Source organism: Micromonospora sp. NPDC049359 (assembly GCF_044466585.1).
GTDB lineage: Bacteria > Actinomycetota > Actinomycetes > Mycobacteriales > Micromonosporaceae > Micromonospora.
Genome location: NZ_JBITMW010000001.1, coordinates 487561 through 513370, shown reverse-complemented (window position 1 = coordinate 513370; position 25810 = coordinate 487561). Strand labels below are relative to the sequence as shown.

Annotated in this window: 19 protein-coding genes; 11 read left to right on the top strand and 8 right to left on the bottom strand. The window is 69.1% G+C overall.

Annotated features, from left to right (window positions below; genetic code table 11):
• Nucleotides 1-12: 12 nt before the first annotated feature.
• Entirely contained in the window at nt 13-825 is an 813-nt protein-coding gene (locus ACIBTX_RS02350; RefSeq protein WP_396831941.1) for a hypothetical protein, read from the bottom strand.
• Between the two features lie 917 nt (nt 826-1742).
• On the opposite strand from ACIBTX_RS02350, the gene ACIBTX_RS02345 reads away from it, so the two are divergent.
• Nucleotides 1743-3044: a DUF4041 domain-containing protein gene (locus ACIBTX_RS02345; protein ID WP_396831940.1), complete on the top strand. Its 1302-nt coding sequence runs from the start codon at nt 1743-1745 to the stop codon at nt 3042-3044.
• Between the two features lie 324 nt (nt 3045-3368).
• On the opposite strand, the gene ACIBTX_RS02340 is transcribed toward ACIBTX_RS02345, so the two are convergent.
• Entirely contained in the window at nt 3369-4004 is a 636-nt protein-coding gene (locus ACIBTX_RS02340) for an HNH endonuclease (protein WP_396831938.1), read from the bottom strand.
• Nucleotides 4005-6033: 2029 nt separating this feature from the next.
• Between ACIBTX_RS02340 and ACIBTX_RS02335 the strand changes: the two genes are divergently transcribed.
• The 4 genes from ACIBTX_RS02335 to ACIBTX_RS02320 all read left to right on the top strand — a co-directional run bounded on the left by ACIBTX_RS02335 (nt 6034) and on the right by ACIBTX_RS02320 (nt 13219).
• Complete coding sequence (locus ACIBTX_RS02335) at nt 6034-6201, top strand: toxin-antitoxin system HicB family antitoxin (RefSeq protein WP_396831936.1); 168 nt, start codon at nt 6034-6036, stop codon at nt 6199-6201.
• A 146-nt stretch (nt 6202-6347) separates the two neighbouring features.
• Complete coding sequence (locus ACIBTX_RS02330) at nt 6348-7061, top strand: hypothetical protein (protein WP_396831935.1); 714 nt, start codon at nt 6348-6350, stop codon at nt 7059-7061.
• Between the two features lie 93 nt (nt 7062-7154).
• Nucleotides 7155-12140 (top strand): carbohydrate-binding protein, encoded by a 4986-nt coding sequence (locus ACIBTX_RS02325; protein ID WP_396831934.1) that lies wholly within the window; start codon nt 7155-7157, stop codon nt 12138-12140.
• A gap of 386 nt (nt 12141-12526) precedes the next feature.
• Nucleotides 12527-13219, top strand: coding sequence for a hypothetical protein (locus ACIBTX_RS02320; RefSeq protein ID WP_396831933.1), 693 nt, complete (start codon nt 12527-12529; stop codon nt 13217-13219).
• Between the two features lie 140 nt (nt 13220-13359).
• Here the strand turns inward: ACIBTX_RS02320 and ACIBTX_RS02315 are convergent, their stop codons facing one another.
• Complete coding sequence (locus ACIBTX_RS02315) at nt 13360-13731, bottom strand: DUF4267 domain-containing protein (RefSeq protein ID WP_355049204.1); 372 nt, start codon at nt 13729-13731, stop codon at nt 13360-13362.
• Nucleotides 13732-13819: 88 nt separating this feature from the next.
• Here ACIBTX_RS02315 and ACIBTX_RS02310 point away from each other — a divergent pair, with 88 nt between their 5' ends.
• A complete protein-coding gene (locus ACIBTX_RS02310; RefSeq protein WP_357393070.1) occupies nt 13820-14392 on the top strand; it encodes a TetR/AcrR family transcriptional regulator in 573 nt (190 codons plus the stop codon).
• 98 nt (nt 14393-14490) lie between these two features.
• Here the strand turns inward: ACIBTX_RS02310 and ACIBTX_RS02305 are convergent, their stop codons facing one another.
• Complete coding sequence (locus ACIBTX_RS02305) at nt 14491-16170, bottom strand: DNA repair helicase XPB (protein ID WP_357123874.1); 1680 nt, start codon at nt 16168-16170, stop codon at nt 14491-14493.
• A 173-nt stretch (nt 16171-16343) separates the two neighbouring features.
• Between ACIBTX_RS02305 and ACIBTX_RS02300 the strand changes: the two genes are divergently transcribed.
• Together ACIBTX_RS02300 and ACIBTX_RS02295 are read left to right on the top strand one after the other, a co-directional pair.
• A complete protein-coding gene (locus tag ACIBTX_RS02300) occupies nt 16344-17216 on the top strand; it encodes a L,D-transpeptidase family protein (protein WP_396831931.1) in 873 nt (290 codons plus the stop codon).
• Between the two features lie 97 nt (nt 17217-17313).
• The gene (locus tag ACIBTX_RS02295) at nt 17314-17550 is read left to right on the top strand and encodes a hypothetical protein (protein WP_357123881.1); all 237 of its coding nucleotides are present in this window, start codon (nt 17314-17316) and stop codon (nt 17548-17550) included.
• A gap of 24 nt (nt 17551-17574) precedes the next feature.
• Here ACIBTX_RS02295 and ACIBTX_RS02290 read toward each other — a convergent pair whose 3' ends face one another.
• Nucleotides 17575-20058 carry a helicase-associated domain-containing protein gene (locus tag ACIBTX_RS02290; RefSeq protein ID WP_357123885.1) on the bottom strand — a complete coding sequence of 828 codons (2484 nt, stop codon included), beginning with the start codon at nt 20056-20058 and terminating at the stop codon, nt 17575-17577.
• A gap of 84 nt (nt 20059-20142) precedes the next feature.
• On the opposite strand from ACIBTX_RS02290, the gene ACIBTX_RS02285 reads away from it, so the two are divergent.
• Together ACIBTX_RS02285 and ACIBTX_RS02280 are read left to right on the top strand one after the other, a co-directional pair.
• On the top strand, nt 20143-20766 hold the full coding sequence (locus ACIBTX_RS02285; protein ID WP_357123888.1) for an HAD family hydrolase: 624 nt from the start codon (nt 20143-20145) through the stop codon (nt 20764-20766).
• Nucleotides 20767-20793: 27 nt separating this feature from the next.
• A complete protein-coding gene (locus ACIBTX_RS02280; protein ID WP_088986676.1) occupies nt 20794-21180 on the top strand; it encodes a cold-shock protein in 387 nt (128 codons plus the stop codon).
• Here the strand turns inward: ACIBTX_RS02280 and ACIBTX_RS02275 are convergent.
• Nucleotides 21141-21971 carry a 1,4-dihydroxy-6-naphthoate synthase gene (locus tag ACIBTX_RS02275; protein WP_355049197.1) on the bottom strand — a complete coding sequence of 277 codons (831 nt, stop codon included), beginning with the start codon at nt 21969-21971 and terminating at the stop codon, nt 21141-21143. The genes ACIBTX_RS02280 and ACIBTX_RS02275 overlap by 40 nt on opposite strands.
• Nucleotides 21972-22659: 688 nt before the next feature.
• Here ACIBTX_RS02275 and ACIBTX_RS02270 point away from each other — a divergent pair.
• On the top strand, nt 22660-23550 hold the full coding sequence (locus ACIBTX_RS02270) for a GNAT family N-acetyltransferase (protein ID WP_357171979.1): 891 nt from the start codon (nt 22660-22662) through the stop codon (nt 23548-23550).
• On the opposite strand, the gene ACIBTX_RS02265 is transcribed toward ACIBTX_RS02270, so the two are convergent.
• Complete coding sequence (locus tag ACIBTX_RS02265; RefSeq protein ID WP_357171978.1) at nt 23513-24163, bottom strand: futalosine hydrolase; 651 nt, start codon at nt 24161-24163, stop codon at nt 23513-23515. The genes ACIBTX_RS02270 and ACIBTX_RS02265 overlap by 38 nt on opposite strands.
• Nucleotides 24160-25776, bottom strand: a complete 1617-nt coding sequence (locus tag ACIBTX_RS02260; protein ID WP_357123898.1) for an MFS transporter — start codon at nt 25774-25776, stop codon at nt 24160-24162. The genes ACIBTX_RS02265 and ACIBTX_RS02260 overlap by 4 nt, the downstream gene beginning before the upstream one ends.
• Nucleotides 25777-25810 lie beyond the last annotated feature (34 nt).

The window sequence follows — 25810 nt, the reverse complement described above, 5'->3', positions numbered from 1 at the left end:
CTTGGGGCCACATTAGGGTCGCTCTCTCGGCATGTATCCCACAGCCCGCAACGAACTCCAAAGTGTTTCAGCAATTTCCGGGTGCCTCTCGCTGGTTAGCTTAAGTGCCGTCCGGGCAACCCGCGAGATGTTCGGATGAAGATAGTAGACGGGCTCATCCTTGGCACCTTTCAGCGGAACAAGCAGACGACTTTCTCTGAGATCGAAGATCGCGAAGGCGATGTCCGACTTCTTGTCCGCAAGGGCTACGTATTGTTCACGAGTGAGATGTCTAGAGGTGTTGGCAATGATGCGGAAAAGCTCAAGGCCGCGGGGGTCCAATTGTGCCAAAGTGGAAAGGAGGTAATCGATTTGTTCATTGGGGGTCGTCCTGCTAGATGGTGTTCTCCTATCCTCTTCTTCCCGCTTGCTTAGCTGGAGATGCAATGCCTCAATCGATGCCGTGAGCTGCGCAATTTGCTCTGCGGCGCCCCCGTCATTTGTCGCCTTCTTCAAGTCTTCGAGTTCAGCTTGGATCTCAGCGCTAAGTCCGGAGTTAGCGGTCTCCAGCGCTTGGGTGGATCGTGGTTCCGCAGAATGGGAGACGAAACGGCTAGGTCCTTCGAGTAGCCGGTCCCAGGCCACCTTAATAAGACTCTGCGTGTCGCTGGACGATCGCTCAACTGCAGATTCTATCTTCTGTAGAGATCGAATTGTTTGGTCGCTTACCTCCTTGCTTCGGCGGTCCGTGGTAAGGGCGAACCAAATCGTCACGATAGACAATGCGACACCAAAAACACCCGTAATCAAACCGACCCATGTACCGACTGCTTCGACTTCGGACAACTCAACCTCGCTTCAAGGGCATGAGCGCAAATCAGCCCCGTCAGGATAGATGGGCGTAGCAACAACACCCCTGCGCGACGCGACCAAGGCAAGCGCAGCACGAGTGATCGCCGGCTCTCAAGTGGAGCGGCGGCGCAGGTGTACTGCGGCGCGATCAACCGGAAGCGTGGCGGCGCTGTGGAGTTCCGCCGCAACAACTCAACCGGCCTAGTCATGGGCTGTCACCTTCGACAGCACAAGTGGCAGAAGTTCGGGCGTGACTGGTGGTGTCTGGGCTGGCGCGAGAGGTCGAAGGGCATTTGGACCGGGGCCTCCGCGAAGCTGGCGACGGTCAGTGGCCTCGTCGGCACGGTCACCGGAATCATTGGGGTCTTCAAGTAGGTGTGGCCTGCCGGGCGGGCTGGACAGCGGGCATGACCGGCAAGATCATCGGGCACAGATCCGGCACAACTGAGCCCGACAAGAACTGTCAACCACTGTCAGACAACGGAATAGTTCACCCAGCTCAGCCGGCCGATCCGCCCGGTTCGCCATGATCCATTCGGCACGAGAAGGATTCAGGGGTCAAGTCCCTGGCGAACCGCCCTTCCGCAGGTCAGCGGCCCTGGCGGTCGTTGCTTCTGCCGATATTCGGGAGTGCTGCGGCTAGGAGATTGGCCACCTGGGCACGAAGTGTCGTGCCTACGACAGTCTGGCTTTGGGGCACCTGCGGCGGATTGACCAGATCATCGAGGGCGTCCTACGTTGGCCGGCCAGCCAGAAAGGACCCTCGCCCCGCCATGACGACGCGATACAACCCACCCCCGAATTGGCCTCAGCCCCCAGCAGGCTGGATACCGCCAGCCGGTTGGACTCCGGACCCGGCATGGGGTCCGCCCCCTGCTGGGTGGCAGCTCTGGGTCGACGAGAGCATCCCCTTGTTCGGAGCTCGCGGCAAGGCGCGGGAGCTTGCCGCCGAGAACGGGGAGCTGCAGAAGAAGCTCAACGCATGGCATGCCGAGGCCACCAAGCTGCAGGGGCAGCTGGATCAGCGCCAAGGCGAGGTCGCCCAGCTACGCGCCGAGCTAGATCGTCTGCGGTCCGAGATGAAGCGACTCGGGGTGATGGACGCCATCGAGTTGGAGCAGTACCGCGACCGGTTGACACAGCAGACCGCCGAGCTCAATCAGCAGATGACGGGCCTGAAGCGGCATGTGGTCGTCACCGAGGAGATTGCGTTGCTGCAGGAGGTGGGGGTGTACGAGTACCAGCACCCGCTAACTGACGCCGTCGCCTACCAGGGCAAGCTCGCCACCATCCAGGATCAGATCAAGGCCATGGCCAGGAAGGACGGCGGTGCCGTCCAGGTGAGCGCCAACTGGACTGTCAGCGGCTCCGAGGCAAAGGGTCGCGCCATGGTCAGGGACATCTCCAAGCTCATGCTGCGCGCCTACAATGCTGAAGCAGACAACCTGGTCCGGGGCCTCAAGCCCTACAAGCTGGACTCGGCCAAAGAACGCCTGAACAAGGTCGCCGAGACGATTGCCCGCCTGGGCGTGCAGATGGGCATCCGCATCTCCGACGACTACCACCGCCTGAGGATCAAGGAGCTCCGGCTTACCGCGGACTACTTGGCGAAGGTGGCCGAGGAGAAAGAACGGGAGCGGGAGGAGAAGGCCCGCCTACGCGAGGAGCGGAAGGTCCAGCAGGAGATCGATCGCGAACGCGCGCGCCTTGAGAAGGAGCGGCAGCACTACGCTAACGCCCTTGCCGCCCTTCGGGCCAAGGGTGACGTCGAGGGCGTCGCGGACATGGAGGAACGCCTGGCCGAGGTCGAGGCGGCGACCGAGGCCGTGGACTACCGGGCCGCGAACGTCCGCGCTGGGTACGTCTACGTGATCTCCAACATTGGGGCGTTCGGCGAGCACATGGTGAAGATCGGCATGACCCGGCGCCTGGACCCCTTCGACCGGGTGCGAGAGTTGAGTGACGCCTCGGTACCGTTCAACTTTGACGTGCATGCCCTGTTCTTCGCCGATGACGCTGTCGGTATCGAGGCCCAGATGCACGCCCGCCTGGCGGACCGTCGGGTGAATCTCGTCAACCAGCGCCGTGAGTTCTTCCGCGTCACCCCGGCGGAGGCCAAAACGCACCTACTCGCTTTGACGGGAAACCTCCTGCAGTACGAGGAGGTGCCCGAAGCTCTGGAATACCGACAGAGCATCACCGACGCGAACTGACCGGCCCACTTTCCGCGCAGCAAGGGAGCATCAAACGCCTTGCTTGAGGGCAACACAGGATGGCAACAGGCAGGGCCGTGGCAGAGCTCAGCAACACGGAATGGCAACCGTTGGAAGCAAACGATGCGCTGCGACGGTGTTCGGGACTAAGCGGCCAAGCGGCCAATCGGCTGGGGAGTCAGGACGGTGCAGCCGACTACGGATCGATGGGCCTGCTCCACGGTCACCAATCCGGTGCTTCTCGGTTCCCACAAGTTAGACACTGCGTGCCGTTCCAAGGGCCGTTGCCGCAGTGCGAGCAAACATAGCTGGGATGGGAACCGATCACGCCGATTCGGTCGCCGCCCGAAAACTAGTGCAACGGAAGGAGTCAGCGGCTTCACAAGCGTCCAACCGCCAAGGTCTACCTTGGTCTACCTTTATCTGGAGGTTCGGGTGTAGGGCAAGGCCTCCGGCCTCTTGCACTTCGGGCAGGGCGGCGACCACAGGAGCAATCACTTTCGCTGCCGAGCGCGCGCGAGTCCATTCCTTGCCTGCTTGCTTCAGCCTGGCGAGGTCAAGGCCTTGGTTAGAGAAGATATCTGTGAGGAGATTGAAGGCTTCGTCAACCTTGCGGTCAGCCTTGAAGTTTGCTGCCCTAGTGCTGACCCTTTTCGCCCGTCTCTCCGCGCTTTGCAACAAGATGCTGATAATAGGCGTGTTGGGTGCAATCCGCGCACTCTTGATGCTGTTGCAACGTCGGCAACTCGGGAGCAAGTTCGGGGGTGCCTGCACGTCGTAGTCATGCGAAAGGCCGTGCAGGCATAGCGCTTTGCGTAGATCCTTCCCAACCAGAGACTGCGGGATGATGTGATCGACTTCCATCTCGCTGAACGTCAGCTGCTCACCACACCAACCACACTTCTGATCCCAGACCATCCACAAAGCCCAGCGGACCTCCACTTGGCGTGCAGGAATCACACCCGGGCTCCCTCGGCCTAGTGTTGTGGGGCGAGCTCAAGATACCCATCACGTGTTGCTGCCGTACAGCGCGCCGTGCAGCACCGCTGCCGGGCTGCAAGCCTCCGTCCAAGGCCACGCTCACTGACCCACCGCCCGCGCAGGTGGCCGGCAAGGCGGCGAGGCAGCAAGAAGGCGGAGTGAGCCTTGATGCCCGTTGGATCCAAACGCCAACCGACGGGGCCCGCACCTGTTCGTCGACGCAGCTCGACACCAGCTGGCAGCAGCCGACAGCTTGAGACCGCATCCCCCCCGGCTGAGGTCGGCTTGGGCCGCTGGCGGTATGGCTGCCGACAGCAACGCTGACAGCAACCGCGCCGAACGGCGGCACACAGACGAGGACCGGCATGGACAAGACTCCGAGCGTGCGGCCGTTTCCGGAGGTGTGCGGATGCTGTGCACAGAGCTTGTAAGCGAGGCGTCGGGCATCTTGAGGCATGTGAATCCGGGGTGCCGGGCTAGCGCACCCGGCCTACCCCGACTGTCGGCACCAAGTTTCCCGGCAGCAGTTCAGGAAATCACGTTCCCCGAGCCCGCAGGGACATGGGCCGAATGGGTCCAACTCCGACCATGGTGTGGCCTGAGGTTCACTGAGCCATGGCTCTAGCCACGGATGCTCCTCAAGTGAATCGTAATAATCGCCTGCAAGATACCTGTGCTGTTCAATGTTGCCCACCAGGACTCGCCATGGTTCACGGTGGCGCAGAAAATACTGTGATAGACGCGCGTCCCTGGCGGCGCCGGAGGGTGATCCGATGACTATGGACCACGACCATCCTCCCATGAACAAGTCAAATATTTTGGGCCCGCCTCCTAAATCTTTGAGTTCCGGGAACATTACTGCCTTCGGATTCCCCAGCTTTCCCTCGCCTGCGAGCCACTTTGTGGCATAGATGAAAAGTGAGTGGGTAGGGTAATCATCCGAAATGAGGCGACGTTGTAGTCGATCAATCAGCTTGCTGTCAAAGCTGAACTTCCCAAAGGGTGGAGAGGGTGCATAGTGAATCTTGTACAGGATTCCTAGCAGTCCGCGCATTACGAGATGGAATTCAACTCCTTGAAGCGTGGGGCCAGGAAGAAGGTCGACGTGGATACGTCGAAGATCGGCATCTGTGCCGCGTGCGAGGAGGCTTAAGTACCGCTCGGCATCACCCAAGTAGGTCTCGCACTTGGAGCAGAGTAGGTAATGCTTGGACCCGTCTTGTTCGACGTATTTGATAGTCCAGTTATTGGCAGTGCCGATTGGGGTGCCTTCCTGCTTCATCCATCGATAAGCCCATCTTGGGACTATATGGCTAAGCTGCAGCGGACCTTCAGTGCGGCACAGGCGGCATGCTCCGCGAACGCCCTTACGCCTCTCATCACTGCCCAGCAGCGTAACGCTCTTATCACCTTCAACTATGCGTAGCCGCTGGCGAGGAATGACCACTTGTTCGATCTCGGCCGGCGGCTCTCCTAGGCCCACTCCAATCCTTTCTACTGCAAGTATGGCCGGTGCAACCCTTCCTGCCCGGACTTTGCGCGTTCGTGTTGGCGACGGGGAGTCAGAGCGAGTCTCCCTAGGCGCCAGGATGGAAGGGTACGGTGGTGGCTCTAGCTTTCGCGACCCTTATCCGTGCGGTTTGTTCTTGCCGGCACAGTTCTTGGACCACGACGTGGGTCGGGTTGTTGGCGCGATAGGGCAAGGAGTCAACGCTCGCGGGCAGCGACAGCGGCTTTGGTCTCCCGGTCACACCGCGCTGTCAGCGCGGGTTTCCTTGCTCTGCTGCCTGGGCCGGTGTCGTGCTAGAGCAGCCAAGCGAGCAGCCAAACCAGCGAGCATTGGCGGACGAGCACGGACCGAGTTGCCGCATTGGGCGCGTGCGCCAGGCGGTGGACCAGCACGCGGGGACGGACTACGGCGAGAGGGCGATAGCTTTGCTCTGAGACACGGGAGTCCCGTCTGGCTCCCGCCAATACCCAGGACCTGCTGCGCGAAGTGATCGCGGACATGGAGGAGCAGGGCGAGGCGGTGCCGGAGCCGTTAGCGGAGCGCAGCTACTCGGGCAAGTTCAACCTGCGCGTCGGCGAGAGCCTGCACCGCGAGCTGGCCATCCACGCCGCCGAGGATGGGATGAGCCTCAACCAGTACGTCCTGCGGAAGCTCAGCGCCGCCTGAGCAGAGCCAGTTGATCAACTAACTGTTCACCCTCGCTGCGCCCGTTTCTCATCAAGCTCGCCTGGTGAGTTCGCCAACGGCCGGCAGGGTCACTGAACGGCCGCGCCCACCGGCGTGCCACAGCACCTGTAGACCGGAGCGCTGGCATGCCCGCAACCGCTCGGTGGCCCCGCCGTGTCGTGATCTCGGCGGCGTTCACCCTCACCCTGCTCGCCCTGGTGGTCCCCGCTGATGCCCACCCGTACGGCTATCCGCAGACCGTCACCGTTGCGGCGGACGCGGCCCGCCCCGACGTGGTGCACCTGACGTGGAAGCCCGGCGGCGTCGACGAGCTGACAGTGCTCGGCGTCCACCTCGGCCTGTTGCCGCAGGACCGTGTCCTGCTCGACGGCGCGGTCGACACCCGGGACACGGACGCGACAATCCTCGCCTCCTCCCCGCTGTTCGCGAACTACCTGCTCAAGCAGATGACCGTCAGCAGCGACGGGCACGGGTGCACCGGCGTCGTCGGAAAGGCGAGCGACTCTGGTGTGGACGTCAACTACACCTGCCCCGGCCCGCTCGGCGTCGCCCGCATCGAGATCCGGATGCTGAGCGACCTCGACCCCGCGTACCGCACGGTGGCGACCGGACCCGAGGGCAAACGCCAGGTGTACGGCACCGACGAGTACTCCCACGACTGGCTGCTCGGCGACGTGCCCCCGCCAGCGGCTGCCACCGGCGGGACGGGCCACGCCCAGAGCACCACCCGGCGGCTCGTCATGAGCGTCGGTCCGCTGCTGCTGCTCGGGGCCGTCGGGTCGTTGCTGCGACGCCAGGTACGTCGTCGACGGGTCGCCCGCGCCCGACCGTCGTCCTGATACCGGCCGCCATCAGGGCGGCCCCTCTGCCCGCCGCAGTCGGCACCCACGGCGTCGGCGGTTCCTCGCACCCAACAAAGGAGAAATCCCGCCATGACGCACGACCACCGTGCGCGCCGGAAGCGAACACGCGGACTGCTGTCCGCGATGGCGCTCGTCCTCATCGCCGGACCGGCGACGACCCTGCATCCGGCGTTGGCCGGAGCGGAGGCCGTGCCGGCCAGCGCCACCACGCCGCTGATCAACCTGAGCGACGGGCAGAACGTCGAGGGCAAGGTGCCCGTCGTCGTCGAGCCGGTCACCGAGAACGACTCGGTGACCATGCTCGCCGTCGACGGCGACAAGATCAGCGCCGAGAAGACCGCGGGCACCGCCCACTTCGCGTTCGAGATGGGCGGCAACGGCACCGAGGCCCGCTACCGCAACTACCTGACCGTCAACGGGCACACGGCCGAGGCCGACCGGGTCTACTTCCCGGATGTCCCGGGCGGGCGGGTCGGCACCCTCGACTTCCCGGGCGACTGGCTCAAGCCGGGCGCTAACACCGTTTCGGTCCACGCCGGAGCGAACTGGGTCGACACCACCACGAAGACCGCCGTCGGCTACCAGGAGCTGCCGAACGGTGAAGGTGGCCGCTGCCCCAACTACGACGACTACGCGCTGAGCAGCATCAGTCTCAGCCTGCTCGGCGTGGTCGCCGACGGCGAGCAGAACCTGTTCAGCTACAGCTTCGGCGACGGCACCTGCGGCAGTTCGGCGAAGCTGCTCAACCAGGACCTCACCTTCGTCATCTCCGGCGAACCGGGCAGCACATCCGGCCTGCGTACCGACCTCGACACCACGAAGCTGACCAACGGTACGCACACCGTCAGCGCGACGAGCCTGTCCGGCGCGAAGACGAGCGTCACGGTCGACGTCAACAACGCCCCGGCCGGCGCGGCGGTGGTCACCCCCGGTGACGGTGCCCGCGTACGCGGAACGCAGCCGGTCATCGCCGCGCTCGCGTCCGCCGGCAAGGACAGCGTCGAGTCGCTCGCGATCGACGACAAGCCGGCCGAGAACGCGGAGATGCTGGCCGCCGGCACCGCCACCCTCGGCCTCTCGGTCGAGGCCGGCAACTCGATCGAGGCGCGCTACCAGAACTACGCGCTGGTCAACGGCCACCGCGTCGACCTCGGCGGCGATTACGGCGCGCTCGGCGCGGAGGCCGTGAAGCTGGCGTTCCCGAACCGGTTCCTGCACCTCGGCGACAACGTCTTACAGGTGCGCACCGGCGACTACAACGGCACGCTCAACGGTGCTACCTGCGCCAACCACGACGACTTCAAGCTCACCCGGGAGGCCACCAGCCTCACGCTGAGCACGGCGGGCACGGTGACGGCCGGCACCACGTACCTGGTCACCACCAGCGGCACGACCGTGACGAAGGCGGAGACGACCGCCGCGTCCCTCGCGCTGGGCGACGGCACCTGCGGCGCGAACAAGGACGCCGAGTTCCACTTCACCATCGGGGACGCGCCGACGACGCGCACCGTCGACACCCTCCCCGCGGCCGGCGACGCGCACCTGAAGGTGTTCGTCGGCGGCAACGGCAGCGACAACGGGTACGACAACAAGGTGCTGGTCAACGGCATCCCGCTGGAGATCGGGATGTGGGAGAAGGAGGTCGCCGACCTGGCCTTCCCGAACGAGTGGCTGGTGCCGGGCGTCAACGCCCTGGAGTTCGTCGCGGGCAGCGACCACGGCAGCGCCAAGCCGGCCGGCTGCGACAACTACGACGACTTCACGCTGCGGGACTTCGAACTCCTGCCCAGCGGCGCGAAGGCCACTCAGCTGACCCGCTCGGTCGCGCAGACCACGGTCACCATCGGCTCGGCCACCTACCCGGCCGGCTCGCCCGTGACCACGTACCTCGGTGATGGCACCTGCGGCAGCAGCTTCAACGGCGTCCTCACCACGATGGTGCTGTTCGACGTCACCGCCCAGGACGGCTCGGCGCTGCCGGCGCTGGGCAAGCGCGCCGACGTGGACACTACGACGATCGCGGACGGCGCCCACACCATCAAGGCGGTCGTCGGCGACAAGACCTCCACCCGGCGGTTCACCACCGACAACACCGCTCCGGAGATCGCCAGCAGCGTGCCGGCGGCCGGCCAGCGGCTGACGTCGACGGTGGCGCTCGACGTCAGCGTCAAGGACGCCAGCGGCGTGGTCGGCACGCCGGCCATCACGCTCGACGGCGCGGCCGTGAAGCAGGGCGACCAGATCGGTCACGGTCTGCCGGCCGGCGAGCACACCATCGCGATGACGGCGACCGACACGCTCGGCAACACCGCGACCCGCGAGGTGCGCTTCAGCAGCGCGAGCATCCCGGACGTCCCGACCGAGCTGAACGCCACGGTCAGGAACACCGACCCGCTCTCGGCGGAGCTGTCCGCCCGGATTCCCGGCACCGAGGGCGTCGGGCTGACCGCGACCTTCACCAAGGCCGACGTCGTCCTGCCGACCAAGGGTTACCAGGGCGAGGCGGCCGACGTGCCGACCACGCTCGACGTCCAGCACGACCGGAGCGTGGACGTCACCTCGCTGCGTCCGCTCGACGGTTCGACCATCGACAGCCCGTCCAGCCGTGGGGTGGTCTTCCAGCGGTACGACCTGCCGTTGGCCGCCAGCAAGCAGGAGCCGACGCTGCGCTGGTCGGGCAGCATCGACCCGGCGCGGATCGTGGCGCTGCGGGCCTGGAACCCGGCCACCGGAAAGTGGGTGGTGCTGACCAGTTCCCGTGGGCGGGCCGGGCAGGACACCGTCCTCACCGCGTCGGTCGAGGCCGGCTACCGCGACGGCGGTGTCGTGCACGTGCTGGTCACCGGCGAGGACCCGTTCGCCGATGATCTGTCGCCGCGCGACGCGACGGCGCAGAACGACAAGGACCGCTTCGAAGACCCCGCGTCGTACGACTTCTCGTTGGCGCACTTCACCGACACCCAGTACGTCACCGAGGGCGCGGCCGGCGGCACGTACGACGACTTCGACGGCAACGCCGAGCCCTCGGACGTCGAGACCGCCGAGGAGCAGGCGATCTGGTCGGCCGCGTACCGCGACCAGATGCAGTGGATCGCCGACAACGCAAACAGCCGCAAGATCGCGTACGCGGCACACACCGGTGACGTCATCGAGAACGACTACTACGACCCGCTGGCGAAGAACCCGGACGGCTCGCTGAAGCGGCCCGGTCTGCACGAGCAGGTGCAGAAGGAACTCGCCACCGCCTCGGGCTTCCAGAAGATCCTCGACGACAACGGTGTCGTCAACCAGGTCATCGCGGGCAACCACGACGACCAACTGGGCGCCGAGACCGGCCCCGACTCCCGGTTCAGCCGCACCTTCAGTGCCGACCGGTACTACGGGACGGCGAAGGCCTGGCCGAAGGGCACCGAGTACCACGCCTGGGACGAGCGGACGAACGCCGACGGCTCGGTCACGCCGGGTAAGGACAACCAGAACAACTACCTGCTGTTCTCCGCCGGTGGCCTGGACTTCGTGGCGGTCGGCCTGTCGTACGGCGTCACGCCGGCCGAGGCCAAGTGGGCTGACTCGATCTTCAAGCGGTACAAGGACCGCAACGGGATCCTGCTCTCGCACGACTACCTGAAGCCGTCGGCCAACCCCGACGGTCGTGGCGCGGACTTCTCCGCCCCGGACGGCTCGCCGCTGTTCAAGCAGGTCGTCGAGGCCAACCCGAACGTGTTCCTGGTACTCGCCGGGCACGAGCATGGCGTCGGCACCAACCTGAAGTCGAAGATCGGGGTGACGGTCAGCCACGACGTCGTCGAACTGCTGGCCGACTACCAGTTCTACACGGTCGCCGCCGCCGAGCTGTGGCCGAACCAGGTCGCCGCCGACGGCACCATCGATGTCAACGGCGACGGCACGCCGGACCACAAGGCCACCGACCGGTTGCAGTTCGGGGCGAGCTTCCTGCGGCTGCTCCAGTTCGACGTGGACCGGGCCGAGATGCACATCGACACGTACTCGCCGTTCCTGAAGAACTTCGGGGCGACCGAGTACGACATCCGCCAGGACGGCAGCCAGCCCAAGCCGCGCTACAACGGCGCGGAGGACAACCTGACCCTGCCGGTGGACCTCACCACCCGCAAGACGTCGTTCACCACCGACTCGCTCGCCGCGTACGTGCCGGCCGGCACGATCGGCACCGACGAGGTGACCTCGAACGACGTGGCCACGACGACGTGGGACAAGCTCCTGCCGGGCACCTCGTACGGCTGGATCGTGTCGGCGAAGAGCGCCGACGGCGGCGAGGCGGTGGCCCAGCCGGCGGTGTTCACGACCGCCAAGCGGGTCCCGACGATGACCGTCACCACCACCCCGACCGCCTGGGGCACAGCGGCGACGGTGACCGTCAAGGTCGCGGCCGGCAGCACGCCGGTCACCGGCGCGGTGGAGTTGCGCGAGGGTACGACCGTGCGCGGCTCGGCCACGCTGACCAACGGCACGGCGACGTTCACCCTGCCGGTGGGGTTGGCCGGCGGCCAGCACGCGCTGACCGCGTCGTACCCGGGTGACGACCACCTGACCGCGGTCGAGGCCACCGCCACCCTGACGGTGAACCTGCCGGCGCAGTGGAGTTCGTCGACGGTCTACAACGACGGCGACCGGGTGACCTACCAGGGCCGGGTCTTCCGGGCCTCCTGGTACACGAAGAACCAGAAGCCGGGCGCCGACGCCAACGGCGCGTGGCAGGAAATCGCCATGACCGAGGACGGCACCGCGATCTGGACCGCGTCGCGGATCTTCAACTCGGGTGAGTTCGCCATGTACGACGGTAGGAAGTGGCGGGCCCAGTGGTACACCCGCAACCAGAAGCCGGGTGACCGCAACGGGTCCTGGGAGGAGATCGCCCCGACCCCGCCGGACAACAGCCCGGCCGCCTGGACGCTGACCAAGGTGTACACGGCCGGCGACCGGGTGTCCTTCAAGGGCCACGTCTACGAGGCGAAATGGTGGACGCGCGGCCAGGAGCCGGGCGACCCGAACGGCCCCTGGAAGCTGATCAAGTAGGCAGGGTTCGCGTGAACACCGGCCCGGGACCGATTGCTGGTCCCGGGCCGGCGTGCGCGTTGATCGACTCGGGTTCCTGGAAGCCGGGGTGTCCCGAGCGCCCCGACACCCCGCCTTCCTGCAACACGAGTTGACCAAGGCCCGGGGCGCCTCGCTCACCGGGAGGAGCAGTTCTCGCTGACGTCGGGTCGGAGCCGGCGGAGCTGGTTCGCCAGCGTCCCGATCAGGGCCGCAGGGTGCGTCACCCGTCCGGTGGAGGCCATCCGTTCCGCCCGTTCTCACGTTTGCCCTGCCCCTACGCTTCGCCGGAGGCGGGCGCGGGCGGGGCGTCGGCCACTGTCGACACTGACGGAGGGCTGATGGCGTCGAGGCGTACACCTCGGGTTGTGGTTGCGGCGGTGGCCGGCGCGCTGTTGGCCCTCGGCGTGGTCGCGCCCGGCCCGGCCGCCGCGCCGCCGCGCGCGGCCCGGGCGGACGGTGACGTGGTCCCCGTGCCGCGCGAGCCGCGCCCACCGCTGCTCCCGGCCGACTTCCGGGGCACCGGCCGGTACGTCGTGCGGGACCTCGGCATCGACGTGCCGTTCAGCTGGCAGGGCCGCGACGGCAACAGTCAGATGGTCGCCGGCGGCCCCGAGCACCCGATCTGGTTCACGAACCTGATCTACGAGAACACGCTCTACACGCTCACCTACAAGTGGCCCAACATCCCGCTGTTTCCGCCGCGCCCGTGCAGCAAGGTGCCCGGGTTCTTCAACCGGCAGATCTTCAACGACAAGCTGAAGACGTCCCGCTATGTCGGGCCGGAGATCCTGCAGGGTGCGGACGACCGGCACGTGGACCACTGGCGGGTGGGAGTGGTCGGCGGCTCGACCGTGCCGGGGGAGTTCTTCCGGTTCCCGCTGGCGCTCGGCGACATCTACGTCGACCAGCGCGACCCGAGCCGGTGGTGGCAGGTGCTCCAGTTCGGCCTGCAGAACCTCTTCGACCCCGAGCTGGACGAGTGGTTCACGCTCAACACCTTCGACCACCACCCGGGCGAGGTGACCCTCCCCGACCGCTGCCCACCCCCCACCCCCTAACCCCACCCCCACCCCCACCCCGACCGGCCCCCGCCGGCCCCCGGCCAGCCCGGTGATCAAGAGGTTCGCGTCACCGATCGGGCGGAATTTGACGCGAACCTCTTGATCAACAGGGCCAGCCTGGGGGCGAGCCCTGGGGGTTACAGGGCGAAGAGGAGGGCGGCGTTTAGGAGGACCACTACGGCCGTCGCGAAGTGGATGCCGAAGGCCACGGCCTTCGTTCCGCCGTTGCGCAGCACGATGAGGGTGTCGCCCAGGGGGACGAGCGCGACGATCAGCATGTACCACGCGACCGCGTCGGCGGTGGTGAAGGCGATCAGGGCGAGGCCGAGCAGCCCGAAGGTGACGTCCTTGAGCCCTTTGACCGTCAGGTAGGCGATATCGCCGTCCGGCCGCACCGGTACGCCGTACCCGGCGGCTGCGGCCCGCGGTACCAGCAGGAACCGTGCGCCGATGAAGAGGACGAAGAGACTGAGTACGACGGCGAGTCCGTAGGCCAGGGGTGACAACATGATCCGCTCCAATTGCTAGCGCTGCTAGGTATAAGAGCGACGCTAGCAGAGCGCGGACAGATTCGCTAGCGGTGCTAGCATTGCTGTCATGTCGACTCAGACGCGCCGGGAGCGCGAGCGGGCGGAACGGGAACGCGCCATCGTCGCCGCCGCCCGGGAGTTAGCCCTGGCCGAAGGCTGGGACGCGGTGACGACCAGGCGGCTGGCCGCCGAGATCGAGTACAGCCAGCCCGTCCTCTACAGCCACTTCAAGGGCAAGGACGCCATCATGGCGGCGGTCGCCGTCGAGGGCTTCGCTGAACTGGCGACCGCGCTGGTGACCGCCCGTGCGGCCGCGGCCGACCCACGGCAGGCGGTCGCCGACGTCGCTGCGGCGTACGTCGCGTTCGCCGACCAGCGACCCGCCCTCTACGACGCGATGTTCACCCTCGCCGTGGACCTGCCGTTCGCCAGCTCGGACGTCCCGACCGATCTCGCCCGGGGTTTCGCCGAACTGGCCGAGACGGTACGGCCGTTCGCCGGCGACGCCGACCTGGAGATCTTCACCGAGACGTTCTGGAGCGGCCTGCACGGTCTGGTCACGCTCATGCGCAGCGGCCGCCTCCGCCGGGAAGGCCACGACCGCCGGCTGGCAGCGCTGGTCGACCGCTTCTCCCGCTGACCGAGGCCGGGTTCCAGGAAGGCGGGGTGTCCGGGCGCTCGGGACACCCCGGCCTCCAGGAAACCGAGTCGATCAAGCCGACAAAGCAAAAACGCAGGTCAGTCGAAGGACGGTAGGGACGGGCCGAGGACGTCGTCGGCGTCGACGATCGTGTACGCGTACCCCTGCTCGGCGAGGAAGCGCTGCCGGTGTGCCGCGTACTCGGTGTCGATCGTGTCCCGGGAGACGACCGTGTAGAAGTGCGCCTGCCGGCCGTCGGCCTTCGGACGCAGCACCCGACCCAACCGCTGGGCCTCCTCCTGCCGTGACCCGAACGTGCCGGACACCTGGATCGCCACCGCCGCCTCGGGCAGGTCGATGGAGAAGTTGCCGACCTTGGAGATCACCAACGTGCGTAGCTCGCCGGTGCGGAACGCGTCGAACAGCCGCTCGCGCTCCTTGTTGGTGGTGGAGCCCTGCACGATCGGCGCGTCCAGGTACTCGCCGATCTGGTGCAACTGGTCGATGTACGCGCCAATCACCAGCACCTGGTCGTTCGGGTGCCGGTCAACGAGGGCCTTGACCACGGGCAGCTTGGTGCGCGCGGTCGCCGCCATCCGGTAGCGCTCCTCGGCCTCCGCCGTCGCGTACGACATCCGCTCCGCGTCGGTCAGCGTCACCCGGACCTCGACACACTCGGCCGGGGCGATCCAGCCCTGCGACTCGATGTCCTTCCACGGCGCGTCGTACCGCTTCGGCCCGATCAGGCTGAACACGTCGCCCTCGCGGCCGTCCTCGCGTACCAGAGTGGCCGTCAGGCCCAGCCGGCGGCGGGCCTGGAGGTCCGCCGTGAAGCGGAAGATCGGCGCGGGCAGCAGGTGCACCTCGTCGTAGACGACCAGGCCCCAGTCGCGGGCGCCGAACAGGTCCAGGTGGGTGAACACGCCCCCCTTTCGGGAGGTGAGCACCTGGTACGTGGCGATGGTGACCGGGCGGATCTCCTTGCGCTCGCCCGAGTACTCGCCGATCTCCTCCTCGGTCAGCGACGTGCGGGCGATCAGCTCGCGCTTCCACTGCCGGCCGGCGACGGTGTTGGTGACCAGGATCAGCGTCGTCGCCTTCGCCTCGGCCATCGCCGCCGCGCCGACCAGGGTCTTGCCGGCCCCACAGGGCAACACGACCACGCCCGACCCGCCGGCCCAGAACGCCTCGACGGCCTCCCGCTGGTACGACCGCAGCGTCCACGGCTTGCGCCCGTCCTTGCCGGCCTCGGCCAGCTCGATCGGGTGCGCCTCGCCGTCCACGTAACCGGCCAGGTCCTCCGCCGGCCAGCCCAGCTTGAGCAGCGCCTGCTTGAGCCGGCCCCGCTCGGACGGGTGCACCCGGATCGTGTCGTCGTCGATCTTGTCGCCGAGCATGCCGGCGAGCTTCTTGCTCTTCGCCACCTCGATCAGCACCAGCCGGTCCAGCGCCCGCAGCACCAGCCCGTACGCGGGATCGTTGGCGAGTTGGAGCCGGCCGTACCGGTCCATCGTCTCGGCCACGTCCACCAGCAGCGCGTGCGGCACCGGGTAGCGCGAGTACTTGATCAGCGAATCCACCACGCCCTCGGCGTCGTGCCCCGCCGCGCGGGCGTTCCACAACCCGAGCGGGGTCAGCCGGTACGTGTGCACGTGCTCCGGAGACCGCTCCAACTCGGCGAAGGGCGCGATCGCCATCCGGCAGGCCTGTGCGTCGGGGTGGTCGATCTCCAGCAGCAGCGTCTTGTCCGACTGCACGATCAGGGGTCCACCACTCACGCCAGCGTCCTCTCCTCGGTTGGCCGTCGGGACCGCCGCGGTCACACACCCGCCGCTGCCCGACCATCCAGTGTTGCACGACGGGAAACGTCCCAAGAAAGATGCTCACCGGATGCAACCAGGACGGCACTTACGAACGTCTAGGAAAGGGACAACTGTCCAGGGGAGGTGCCATGCGGCGTGTCCGGCACACTTCTCGGCTGTTTGCCCTGGTGGTGGTCGTGCTGGTCGGTGCCGGCGCGTGCACGTTCGATCCGCGGTCCGGCGGGAGTGGTGGCGGGGGAGCCGCTCCGGTCGGTGCGGCGGAGCAGGCATCGGGGGCGAGCGGCACGTCCGGGCCGGCCCAGCACGGCCGGCCCACCACACCGTCGTCCGCCCCGAAACCCTCTCGAAAACCCACGCCGAAGCCGACCCGCGCGGCGTCGACCCCGAGCACCGGCGCGCCGACCGCCGCCGGCTGCCCACAGGGCCAGCACCAGCGCGCGGTGGAGACGTACCTCGCCCGCCTCGGCGGGTTCGGGGCCGTCACCGTCGACGGGCGGCAGTCCGCCGCCGACTGCGCCGCCATCAAGAAGTTCCAGCAGAGGTACGGCATTCGCCCCGTCGAGGGTCGCGCCGGACCGACCACCCTCGACGTGGCCCAGCGCCTCGCCACCACCGACACGAACCGCTGCCAGGCCGGCGCGGGCACCACGTTCTGCGTGGACCTGACCCGGCAGACCGTCTGGGCGATGCGGGGCGGCAAGGTGGTCATGGCGCCGACCGTGACCCGCACCGGAATGTCCGGCTTCCGCACCCCTTCCGGCACGTACACGGTCAACTTCCGTAACCCGAAGGAGTGGTCCGACCCGTACGAGGTGTGGCTGCCGTACTGGCAGCACTTCACCCAGGGCATGGGCTTCCACGAGACCACCACCTACCTGCACGACAAGTCGATCGGCTCGCACGGCTGCGTCAACCTTCTGCACGCCGACGCGGTCCGGATGTGGGAGCTGGGCAAGGTCGGCACCCGCGTGGTGCTGATCGGTCGCCGCCCCGGCACCTGAGCGACACGCCCTCCTTTCCGGGTTTTATCCCCTGTCGGACCGGTCACCGGAGTGTCACGCTGGGAGTCCAGGGCCGGATCGGGCGGGGAGGCTGGGTATGACGGTCGACCGTGAAGTGGTCGCGCAGTACGAGCAGGCGCCGCCCGACGAGGTGTCCCGCGCGACGGTGTTCGCGTACGCCTTCGCGGCGGCGCTGCTCTTCGGGTGGTTCCTCTTCGGGTGGCTGGTGCTCCAACAGGGCTTCGTCGACTCGGTCGGCGAGTCGGCCGGGGCCGGCTTCGCCCTCCTGCTGCTCATCTCGGTGGTCGGCACCGTACGACGCAGCCGCCGCTGAGCGACCACGGGAGAACGGAGCCGATCAGTCCGCCAGCACCGCCGCGGTGATCCGGTGCAGCGCGAAGGTGTGCAGCATTTCGGTCCGCTCGTCCTCGGCGCGCAGGTAGCCCGCCCCGATCGAGACCGGCTTCACCAGCCGCGACGCGGTCGCCCCGTGGGCGTCCACATACCCGACCCAGACCAGCGCCCGGTCCCGGACCGCCTGCTGGAGCACGGCGAGCGCCTCGCTGTGCGTGTGCGCCGGCACCGGGCCACCGCCCAGCCCCGCCGCCCCACCCCGGACCACCGCCGGGGCGCGACGGGCCGCCCGCGCCGCCGCATCACCCCGCCGGATGTGCTCCACCACCCCGAGCAGCCGGGGCATCGGCAGCTTCGGGGTAACCAGCGGGTCCAGCGTCCTGGTGGTCACCCCTACCCGCGCCGGAGCGCGCCGGACCCGTGGCCGAATCAGCATCGTGCTGCCCATGCCGTCCTCCTGCACCGGCGCGTAGCCCGCCTCCCGCAGCGCGGTGAGCATCCGGCTGACCTGGTACGGGGTGGTCAACACCGTCGGCGCCAACCGACGCAGCGTCAGCGACTCCAGCCGCCGGTCGGCCAGCACCTCGGTGAGGAGCGCCTCGTCGTCGCTGCGCAGGTACGCCCCGGCCGAGCCGGCCCGCAGCCCGCCGTGCTTACGGGCCACGTCGTCCACCAGGTAGCTGAGCCCCTGCGGCACCGGGGTACGCGACCGGCGACGGAACAACTCGTGCAGGTCGTCGGCCGTGTAACCGGCGTCCAACGCCCGCCGGACGCTCGCCGTGGTGACCCGGTGCACACTCGCCCCGCCGGCCGACTCGAGTTCCGTCGTCGCCTCCAACTCGGCGGCGAGCGCCGGCTCGGGCGGGCCGGGCACCACCACGGTCAGGTCGGCCTGCACCAGGAAGTGGTCGACCGGGGCGGGCAGCAGCGCGTCCAACGCCCGCGCCGCACCGGACGGATCGCCACTCTCGGTGTCCGCGTGCAACCCCAGCGGGTCGCCGCCGGATTCGTCGGTCGACGTCAGCTCGCCCAGCAACAACCGTCCGTACGAGGTGAGCGCCCCCAGCCCGGTCATACCGAGCTGCGCCGCCTCGGCCAGCACCTCCCGGTGGGCGGCCTCCCGACCTCGGCTGCGCCGTGGCGTCCGCCAGTCCAGCAGGGCCTGCAACTCCTCCGGGGTGGGCGCGGTCGCCGGCTCCAGGTCGGCGAGCACCCCGAGCACCGCCCGGCGGGTCGCCGGCGCACCGGCCCGCTCGGCCTCCGCCGAGAGCGCGGTGATCGGCCGGTCCCGGTCGTCACGCCGCCCGACCAACCCCACCTGCCGGGTCATGGTCATCCAGGCGCGGGCCAGGTGCTCCCACCGTTGGGCCAGTGATCCGGCCCGCCACACCTCGTACCCGCCGGTCGGCAGCACCTGCTGGTCCGCCCCGTACCGACCGGTGGTCGCACCGGGCAGCTCCATCTCACCGGCGAGCCCCGCCGCGTACGCCACCTCGAGCAGCAGCGCGGTGGTCGGCTCGTCCAGGCCGGCGGTGCGGGCCAGCCGGCGCAGGTCGCGGACGCCGATGCCACCCGACCGCAGCACCGGGGCGGGTTCGGCGGCGAGCTGTTCCAGCAGTCCTTCGGTGTGCCGGACCACCTCCATGGTCTGCCCGGCGCCGGCCGAGTCGACCATCTTGGGCTCGCGGGGAGCGGCAGCCACCGACGGCGGGCTGGTCTGCAACGGCCCGAGCGGACCGCTGTCGCGCCGCAGCAGGAGGCCGACCTCGCGGGGCAGCTCGACGGTGCCGCCAGCCGTCCCCGAGCCGGCCGAGACGGTCACCAGCAGCCGATTGTCGACCAGCCAGCGCACCGGTGAGCCGGTGGGCGCGCCGCCGTTGATCGGGTCGGCGAGGACGGCGTCCTGCGCGCCGATCGCCGGTGCCTGCAACGCGCCCGGGGGCACGCTACCGACCGGCGGCCCGGCCGCCAGCCGGTCCAGGATCGCCCGGGCCGACGGGGGCGCCGCGAGCAGCGTCCGGCGCAGTTTCGCCGGGTCCGCGCAGAGGGCGGCCGCGCGAACGTCCAGGTCCGCGGCGGGCCGACCAAGTCCAGCGGGGTACGGGGAGACCTCGTCGACGGCGGCCGCCACGTACATGGCGTGCTCGGGGCCGTACAGCAGGAACAGCGCCCTCAGCCGGCCCACGGCGGCCCGGACCGCGGTCGGCGCCGGTGGGTGCGGCCCAGCGGTCGCCATGGCGAGAATCGTGTCGATGGCGGTCGTGCCCTCGTCCGGGTGCCGGGTGAGCCGGCCGGCGTCCAGGATCAGCAGGGTGAACTGGTCCAGCCCGTCCAGCGCGCGGGCCACCGAGACCCGGGACTGGGCGCGGATGGCCAGAGCGGAGATGTCGGCCGGCACGGGCACGACGAGGTCCGGCCGCAGTTGCAGGAGTGCGGCCAGGGACTCGTCGGGCAGCGACCGCAGATGGTCGGCGAGTGAGGTGGTCATCGTCTTTCCACGCTAGCCCGGGGTGGGCCGGTCGCGCCCCTCGGACGTACGGCCGGCTGTGCGTCGGCGAGTAGGTTTCTCGGCATGTCTGCACCGACCGTCGGATTCGACCTCGACATGACCCTGGTGGACTCCCGCCCCGGCATCGCCGCGGCCTACCGGGCGCTGACCGCGAGGACGGGCGTTCCGGTGGACGCCGACCTGGCGGTGTCCCGCCTCGGCCCGCCGCTGCGCACCGAGATCGCGCACTGGTTCCCACCGGAGCAGGTCGAATCGGCCGTCCTGCTGTACCGCGAGCTGTACCCGGCGTACGCGATCACCCCGACGGTCCCGATGCCCGGCGCGCGGGAGGCCATCGACGCGATCCGTGCCCGGGGCGGAAGGGTGCTCGTCGTCACCTCCAAGATCGCCCGGTTGGCCCGGCTGCACCTGGACCACCTCGGCCTGGTGGTGGACGAGCTCGCCGGTGACCTGTTCGCCGAGCAGAAGGCGACCGCCCTGCGGGAGCACGGCGCGACCCACTACGTGGGCGATCACGTGGCGGACATGGTGGCGGCGGGGGTTGCCGGCGTGCCCGGAATCGCCGTGGCGACGGGCCCGTGTTCCCCGGATGAGCTGCGTGCGGCGGGGGCGAGCGTCGTGCTGGACGATCTCACCGGATTCCCAGCGGCGCTCGACGGCATGATCCAGCTAGCCTTGGAGCAGTAGCGGCTCAAGTGAAGCAGGGGTTTTCAGGTGCCTACGGGTCGAGTGAAGTGGTACGACACGGCCAAGGGATACGGCTTCGTCACCAGTGACGAGGGCGGTGACGTGTTCCTGCCCAAGGGCGCGTTGCCGGCGGGCGTCACCGACCTCAAGGGTGGTCAGCGGGTCGACTTCAGCGTGGTGGACAGCCGCCGTGGCGCCCAGGCCATGGGCGTGAAACTGCTGGACGCGCCGCCGTCGATGGCGGAGCTGCGGCGCCGGCCGGCCGAGGAGCTGCACGGCCTCGTCGAAGACATGATCAAGGTGCTGGAGGCGAAGGTCCAGCCGGACCTGCGTCGGGGCCGGTACCCGGACAAGAAGACCGCGCAGAAGATCGCTCAGCTGGTCCACGCGGTCGCGCGCGAGCTGGAGGTCTGAGGCACCAGCCCGGCGGTGGCGGCGCGGTCGAGGAGCGCCGTCACCGCGGCGAAGCCGGCCTCACCCAGGTCGGCCGTGAACTCGTTGACGTAGAGGCCGATGTGCCGGTCCACCACGTCGAGTTCCATTTCCTGGGCATGCGCGAGGACGTACTCCCGGCTGACCGTCGGGTCCGCCCAGGCCTGCCGGACGGACTCGCGGATCCAGCCGGCGGCGGCCTCCGGGTCGACCGCGCCGCGACGGGCCAGGATCGCGCCGAGGGGAATGGGCAGGCCCGTGTCGGCCTCCCACCACTCGCCGAGGTCGACGAGCGCGGTCAGGCCGTGCCGGTGGTAGGTGAAGCGGGCCTCGTGGATGACCAGGCCCGCGTCGTAGCGGCCGGCCGCGACGCCCGGCATGATCTCGTGGAACGGAACCACCTCGATCCGAGCTGGCGGCCGTCCGGCTGACCAGAGCCGGAACAGCAGGTACGCCGTGGTCCGGTCGCCCGGCACGGCCACCGTGGCGCCGGTCAGGTCGGCGCGGTCGCCCCGGGTGAGCACCAGCGGCCCGCACCCGCGACCGAGCGCGCCACCGCAGGGCAGCAGGTGGTAGTCGTCGAGCAGCCACGGCAGCGCCGCGTAGCTCACCTTCACCAGGTCGAACGCGCCCCGCTCGGCCGCCGTGTTGGTGACGTCGACGTCGGCGTAGGTCACCTCGACCGGCGGTGCGCCGGGCACCCGCCCGTGCACCAGGGCGTCGAACACGAACGTGTCGTTGGGGCAGGGCGAGATCGCCAGGGAGAGCGCCACGCCCTTCACGTTAGCCCCGCCCGCGCGGCCGGTCGGTGCGACCCCGTGCCTGGTGATCCGCGACAAACCAGACCGGCGCCGACTCCTGCCCCTCCGGTGCCCCCGTCCAGGTGCGAGAGGTCACGTCGCTCGGTGTCGAGCTGCCCCGGATGTGGGGCGAGGGGCACTGATGGCGGTGGTGGCGGGTGGTTAGGTCGGTCCCTGTCGAGCTGCCCCGGATGTAGGGCGAGGGGCACTGCTGGCTGTGGTGGCGGGTGGTTAGGTCGGTCCCTGTCGAGCTGCTCCAGATGTGGGGCGCAATCGCGCCAGCGGCGGCGGGTCGTGGCGATGTTTGATGCCTATGGCGTGCCCGCCCGTGCCCGTGCTCGTGCGGTGCCAGTGCTCGTGCGGTGCCTGTGCCGTGCCTGTGCCGCTCGTGCGGGTGCCCTGCCTGTGCGCGCTGTGGCCGTGGCGGTGGGGGCGTTCGGTGGTCGCGGTGGTCAGTGGATCCGGGTGGTCGTGGTGGTGGGCGGGGGCGATCCGGGGTGTACCGCCCTTCGGGCGATCGGGCGCGCCCCACTTCTGGGGCAGCTCGACAGGGGCCGACCACCACAGGGATACCCACAGCCCAAGCGCGTTGTCCACATGGTTATCCACAGGCGTAGGGCGCGCTGTTGACGACGCTCGCCGTGCGGAAAACCATGGACGGGTGGGGATCAGCGGGGATGCGATCGACGTGGGGGCGGTGCTGCGCGATCTTCGTCGACGTGCAGATCTGAGCCAACGGGAGTTGGCCGATCGGTCCGGGGTCCCGAAGAGCACACTGGCCCGGATCGAGGCGGGGCGGGGCGGCGAGCCGGCGTTTCGCACGGTGGCGCGGCTCGTCGGAGCGGCAGGGAGCGAGCTGGCGATCCGGCTGCACGACGAACCGCCGCTCGACAAGTTCGCCGATTCGGGCGGCGTGCCGCTGGGCATGCCTGTCGACGAGCCACGGGACGAGGCCGACCGTCGGTACCCGGCGCACCTCGATGTCCGCCGGGTACGGACCCTCAAGGACTGGCCGGGCGCGTGGTGGGCGCATTCGTACACTCTTCCGCAGAGATCGTGGCCTCTGCGCGTGCCGGAGCTGACCTACGACCTCGACCGGGCTCGGCGGGACCGGCGGCGGTGGCGGCAGGAGGCCCGCGCACGGGTGACTCTCCGGCGTACGGGCGAAGACGTGCCGGCCACCTCTTGGCGGTTCGTCGCCGAGCTGCCCGGAGCGGGACCGGTCGGCGAGCTGCGGGCTCATGAACGGAGTGTCGACCTCCTCCTCGGCGACGAACTGGACGACCGGCGTGAGGTGGTGCTCGAGGGTGTTGTCGTCGCTCCGGACCTGCGGTTTCTCGGTATCGGACGGCGGCTGGTCGAGCTGTTGGCCAAGGAGATGGCGCGGGCCGGCCTTCGTGCCGCCCACGCGGTCGCCGAGTTCGGCAACGTCGATTTTCTCCTCGCCTGCGGATTCGAACTTCGAGCGAGCAGACCGTCGGCGCTGATGCTCGACGTCCGAGGCGCGCCCGGGGTCAGCCCAGTGCCGCAGCCGCCTTCGTCAGCGCGGTGAGGGCCTCGCGCAGCCGCCAGGCGTCGCGGTCGCGCGGGCCGATCGGGTTGGAGATGGTGCGCAGCTCGGCGAAGGGCACTCCGGCCTGGGCGGCGGCGACGGCTACCCCGTACCCCTCCATGGCCTCGGCCACCGCCTCCGGATGCCGCCGGCGTAGCTCCTCGGTGCCGGCGGCGGTGCCGGTGACGGTGCTGACCGTGAGCACCGGGCCGATCGTGGCCATGGGTAGGGCGGCTCGCAGCGTTGCCAGTAACGCCGGGTGTGCAGGGACGATGCTGCCGCCCCCGAGCAGCGCGGGTGGCATGCCCAGATCCTCGATGCCGATGAAGCCGTCCGGTGAGTCGGCGCCCAGGTCGGCCGCGATGCTCGCGGTGCCGAGCACGGTGTCGCCGACCGCTGCGCGCCCGGTGAAGCCGCCGGCCACGCCGGCACTGACCACCGCACGGTACGGCCGACCGGCCGCCTCGGCCAGGGTCAGCAGCCGCGCGGTGGCGGCACCCGCGACGGCCGGGCCCACCCCGACCGGGGCGACGGTCACGTTGGTGGCGGTCAGCCCGGCCTGTACGGCGTCCGCCTCGGCCGGCACCGCGGTCACCACCAGCAGACCGCTCACGAGAGCGAGCCGGGGGACTCGCGGCGGGTCTCGTCGTCCGCGCCCCCACCCGGGCCGCCGACCGACGAAGAGGGCCGGTAGATGTGGTAGCCCGGCGGCGCGAGCCCCGCTTCGTCCTGCCGCTGCGACGTGGCCTGAGGTGGCGCCGGCGAGGTCGGTGCGACGGTCTCGGGCGCGACGGTCTGGGGCGCGACAACCTCGGGCTCGTCCTCGGCCAGTTCGTCGTCACCCAGCGGCCGGCCGGCCAGCTTCTCGGTGCGTAGCCGAGCGGCGACCAGCACTCCCCGGACGGCGGCCACGATGCCCACCCCGGCGGCGACCGCGATGCCGGTCCGGCCGGCGAACGGCACCAGCCCGAGCCCGCCACCGGCGACGAAGGCGAGCATGAGCACCGTCTCGGAGTGGGCGAAGGAGCTGGCCCGCAGCCGCTCCGGGATGCGCTCCTGAATCGAGGCGTCCACGGCGAGTTTGGCCACTCCGCTGACCAGCGCGGTGACCAGGCAGAGCAGGGCCACCATCAACAGCGAGAACTGGATGACGGCGAGTACCCCCACCCCCGCCACGATGATCATGCTGCTGGACTGGATGGCGGTCGGCCGGTGGATACGCAACCGGGTGCCGACCGCGGTCGCCAGGAAGCTGCCGACGGCCAGGGCGCCGCCGATCAGCCCCAGCGCCCACTCCGCGCCCAGGTCCCGCCCGAACACCCCGGTGGTCAGATCGCCCTTCTTGATGGCGAACGCGAGGAAGAGCAGCAGAAAGCCGTACACGGCCCGCAGGGTTGCGGCGCCGATCAGGGTGGCGATCACCAGCCGTCCGGCGGGCCGACCCCGGCCCAGCGGCCGGTCCGCGCGGCGGCCCAGGGCGCGTAGCGCGCGAGGGACGCGCTCGGGTGGCTCCGAGTCCGCCTTCGGGGGCAGCCGCAGCGAGATCACCATGCCGATCAGGAAGATCACCGACGCGACCCGCAGCGGCCACTGCGGCCCGAACCAGAAGGCGGCCAACCCGATCGGGGCCACCAGCGCGCCCGCCACCGTGCCGTACACGCTGGCCCGGGCACCCACCTGGGAGAGGCCCAGCCCTTCCGGCAACAGCCGGGGTACCGCCGCCGAGCGGGCCACGCCGTAGGCGCGCGACAGCGCCAGCACACCGAACGCGGCCGGATAGAGCCCGAAGCCGTGGATGTAGTCCGAGATCAGCCAGGCCAGGAACGCCCGGCCGAGCATGGTGGCGGCCAGCGCGTACCGCCGGCCGTGCCGGAAGTGGTCCAGCAGCGGCCCCACCACGGGCGCGAGCATCGCGAACGGCACCATGGTCACCAGCAGGTAGAGCGCGACCTTGCTGCGGGCCTCACCCAGCGGCACGTTGAAGAAGATCGTCCCGGCCAGGCCGATCGCGATCAGGGTGTCACCCGCGCAGGAGAGCGCGTGCAGGTCGAACAGCCGGACCATGCCGACCTCGCCGCCGGCGCCCCGCGCGCGGGCATGACCGGCCCGGCGGGTCACCCAGCGGCCGCTGCCCACCGAGCCGCGCAGGAGCAGACGGATGGCCCGAATGCCGGTGCCGACGGTCCGCCCGAGGAGGGAACGCCCGGAGTGGGAGTACGGCGGCATGTGCACCATCCTCGCCCATCCGACGCAGGTGTGC

Coding starts and splice junctions, on each gene's coding strand:
- ACIBTX_RS02335 (WP_396831936.1), top strand. CDS start 6,034: ATGGAGGAGCAGGGCGAGGCGGTGCCGGAGCCGTTAGCGGAGCGCAGC.
- ACIBTX_RS02330 (WP_396831935.1), top strand. CDS start 6,348: ATGCCCGCAACCGCTCGGTGGCCCCGCCGTGTCGTGATCTCGGCGGCG.
- ACIBTX_RS02325 (WP_396831934.1), top strand. CDS start 7,155: ATGACGCACGACCACCGTGCGCGCCGGAAGCGAACACGCGGACTGCTG.
- ACIBTX_RS02315 (WP_355049204.1), bottom strand. CDS start 13,731: ATGTTGTCACCCCTGGCCTACGGACTCGCCGTCGTACTCAGTCTCTTC.
- ACIBTX_RS02310 (WP_357393070.1), top strand. CDS start 13,820: ATGTCGACTCAGACGCGCCGGGAGCGCGAGCGGGCGGAACGGGAACGC.
- ACIBTX_RS02300 (WP_396831931.1), top strand. CDS start 16,344: ATGCGGCGTGTCCGGCACACTTCTCGGCTGTTTGCCCTGGTGGTGGTC.
- ACIBTX_RS02295 (WP_357123881.1), top strand. CDS start 17,314: ATGACGGTCGACCGTGAAGTGGTCGCGCAGTACGAGCAGGCGCCGCCC.
- ACIBTX_RS02290 (WP_357123885.1), bottom strand. CDS start 20,058: ATGACCACCTCACTCGCCGACCATCTGCGGTCGCTGCCCGACGAGTCC.
- ACIBTX_RS02285 (WP_357123888.1), top strand. CDS start 20,143: ATGTCTGCACCGACCGTCGGATTCGACCTCGACATGACCCTGGTGGAC.
- ACIBTX_RS02260 (WP_357123898.1), bottom strand. CDS start 25,776: ATGCCGCCGTACTCCCACTCCGGGCGTTCCCTCCTCGGGCGGACCGTC.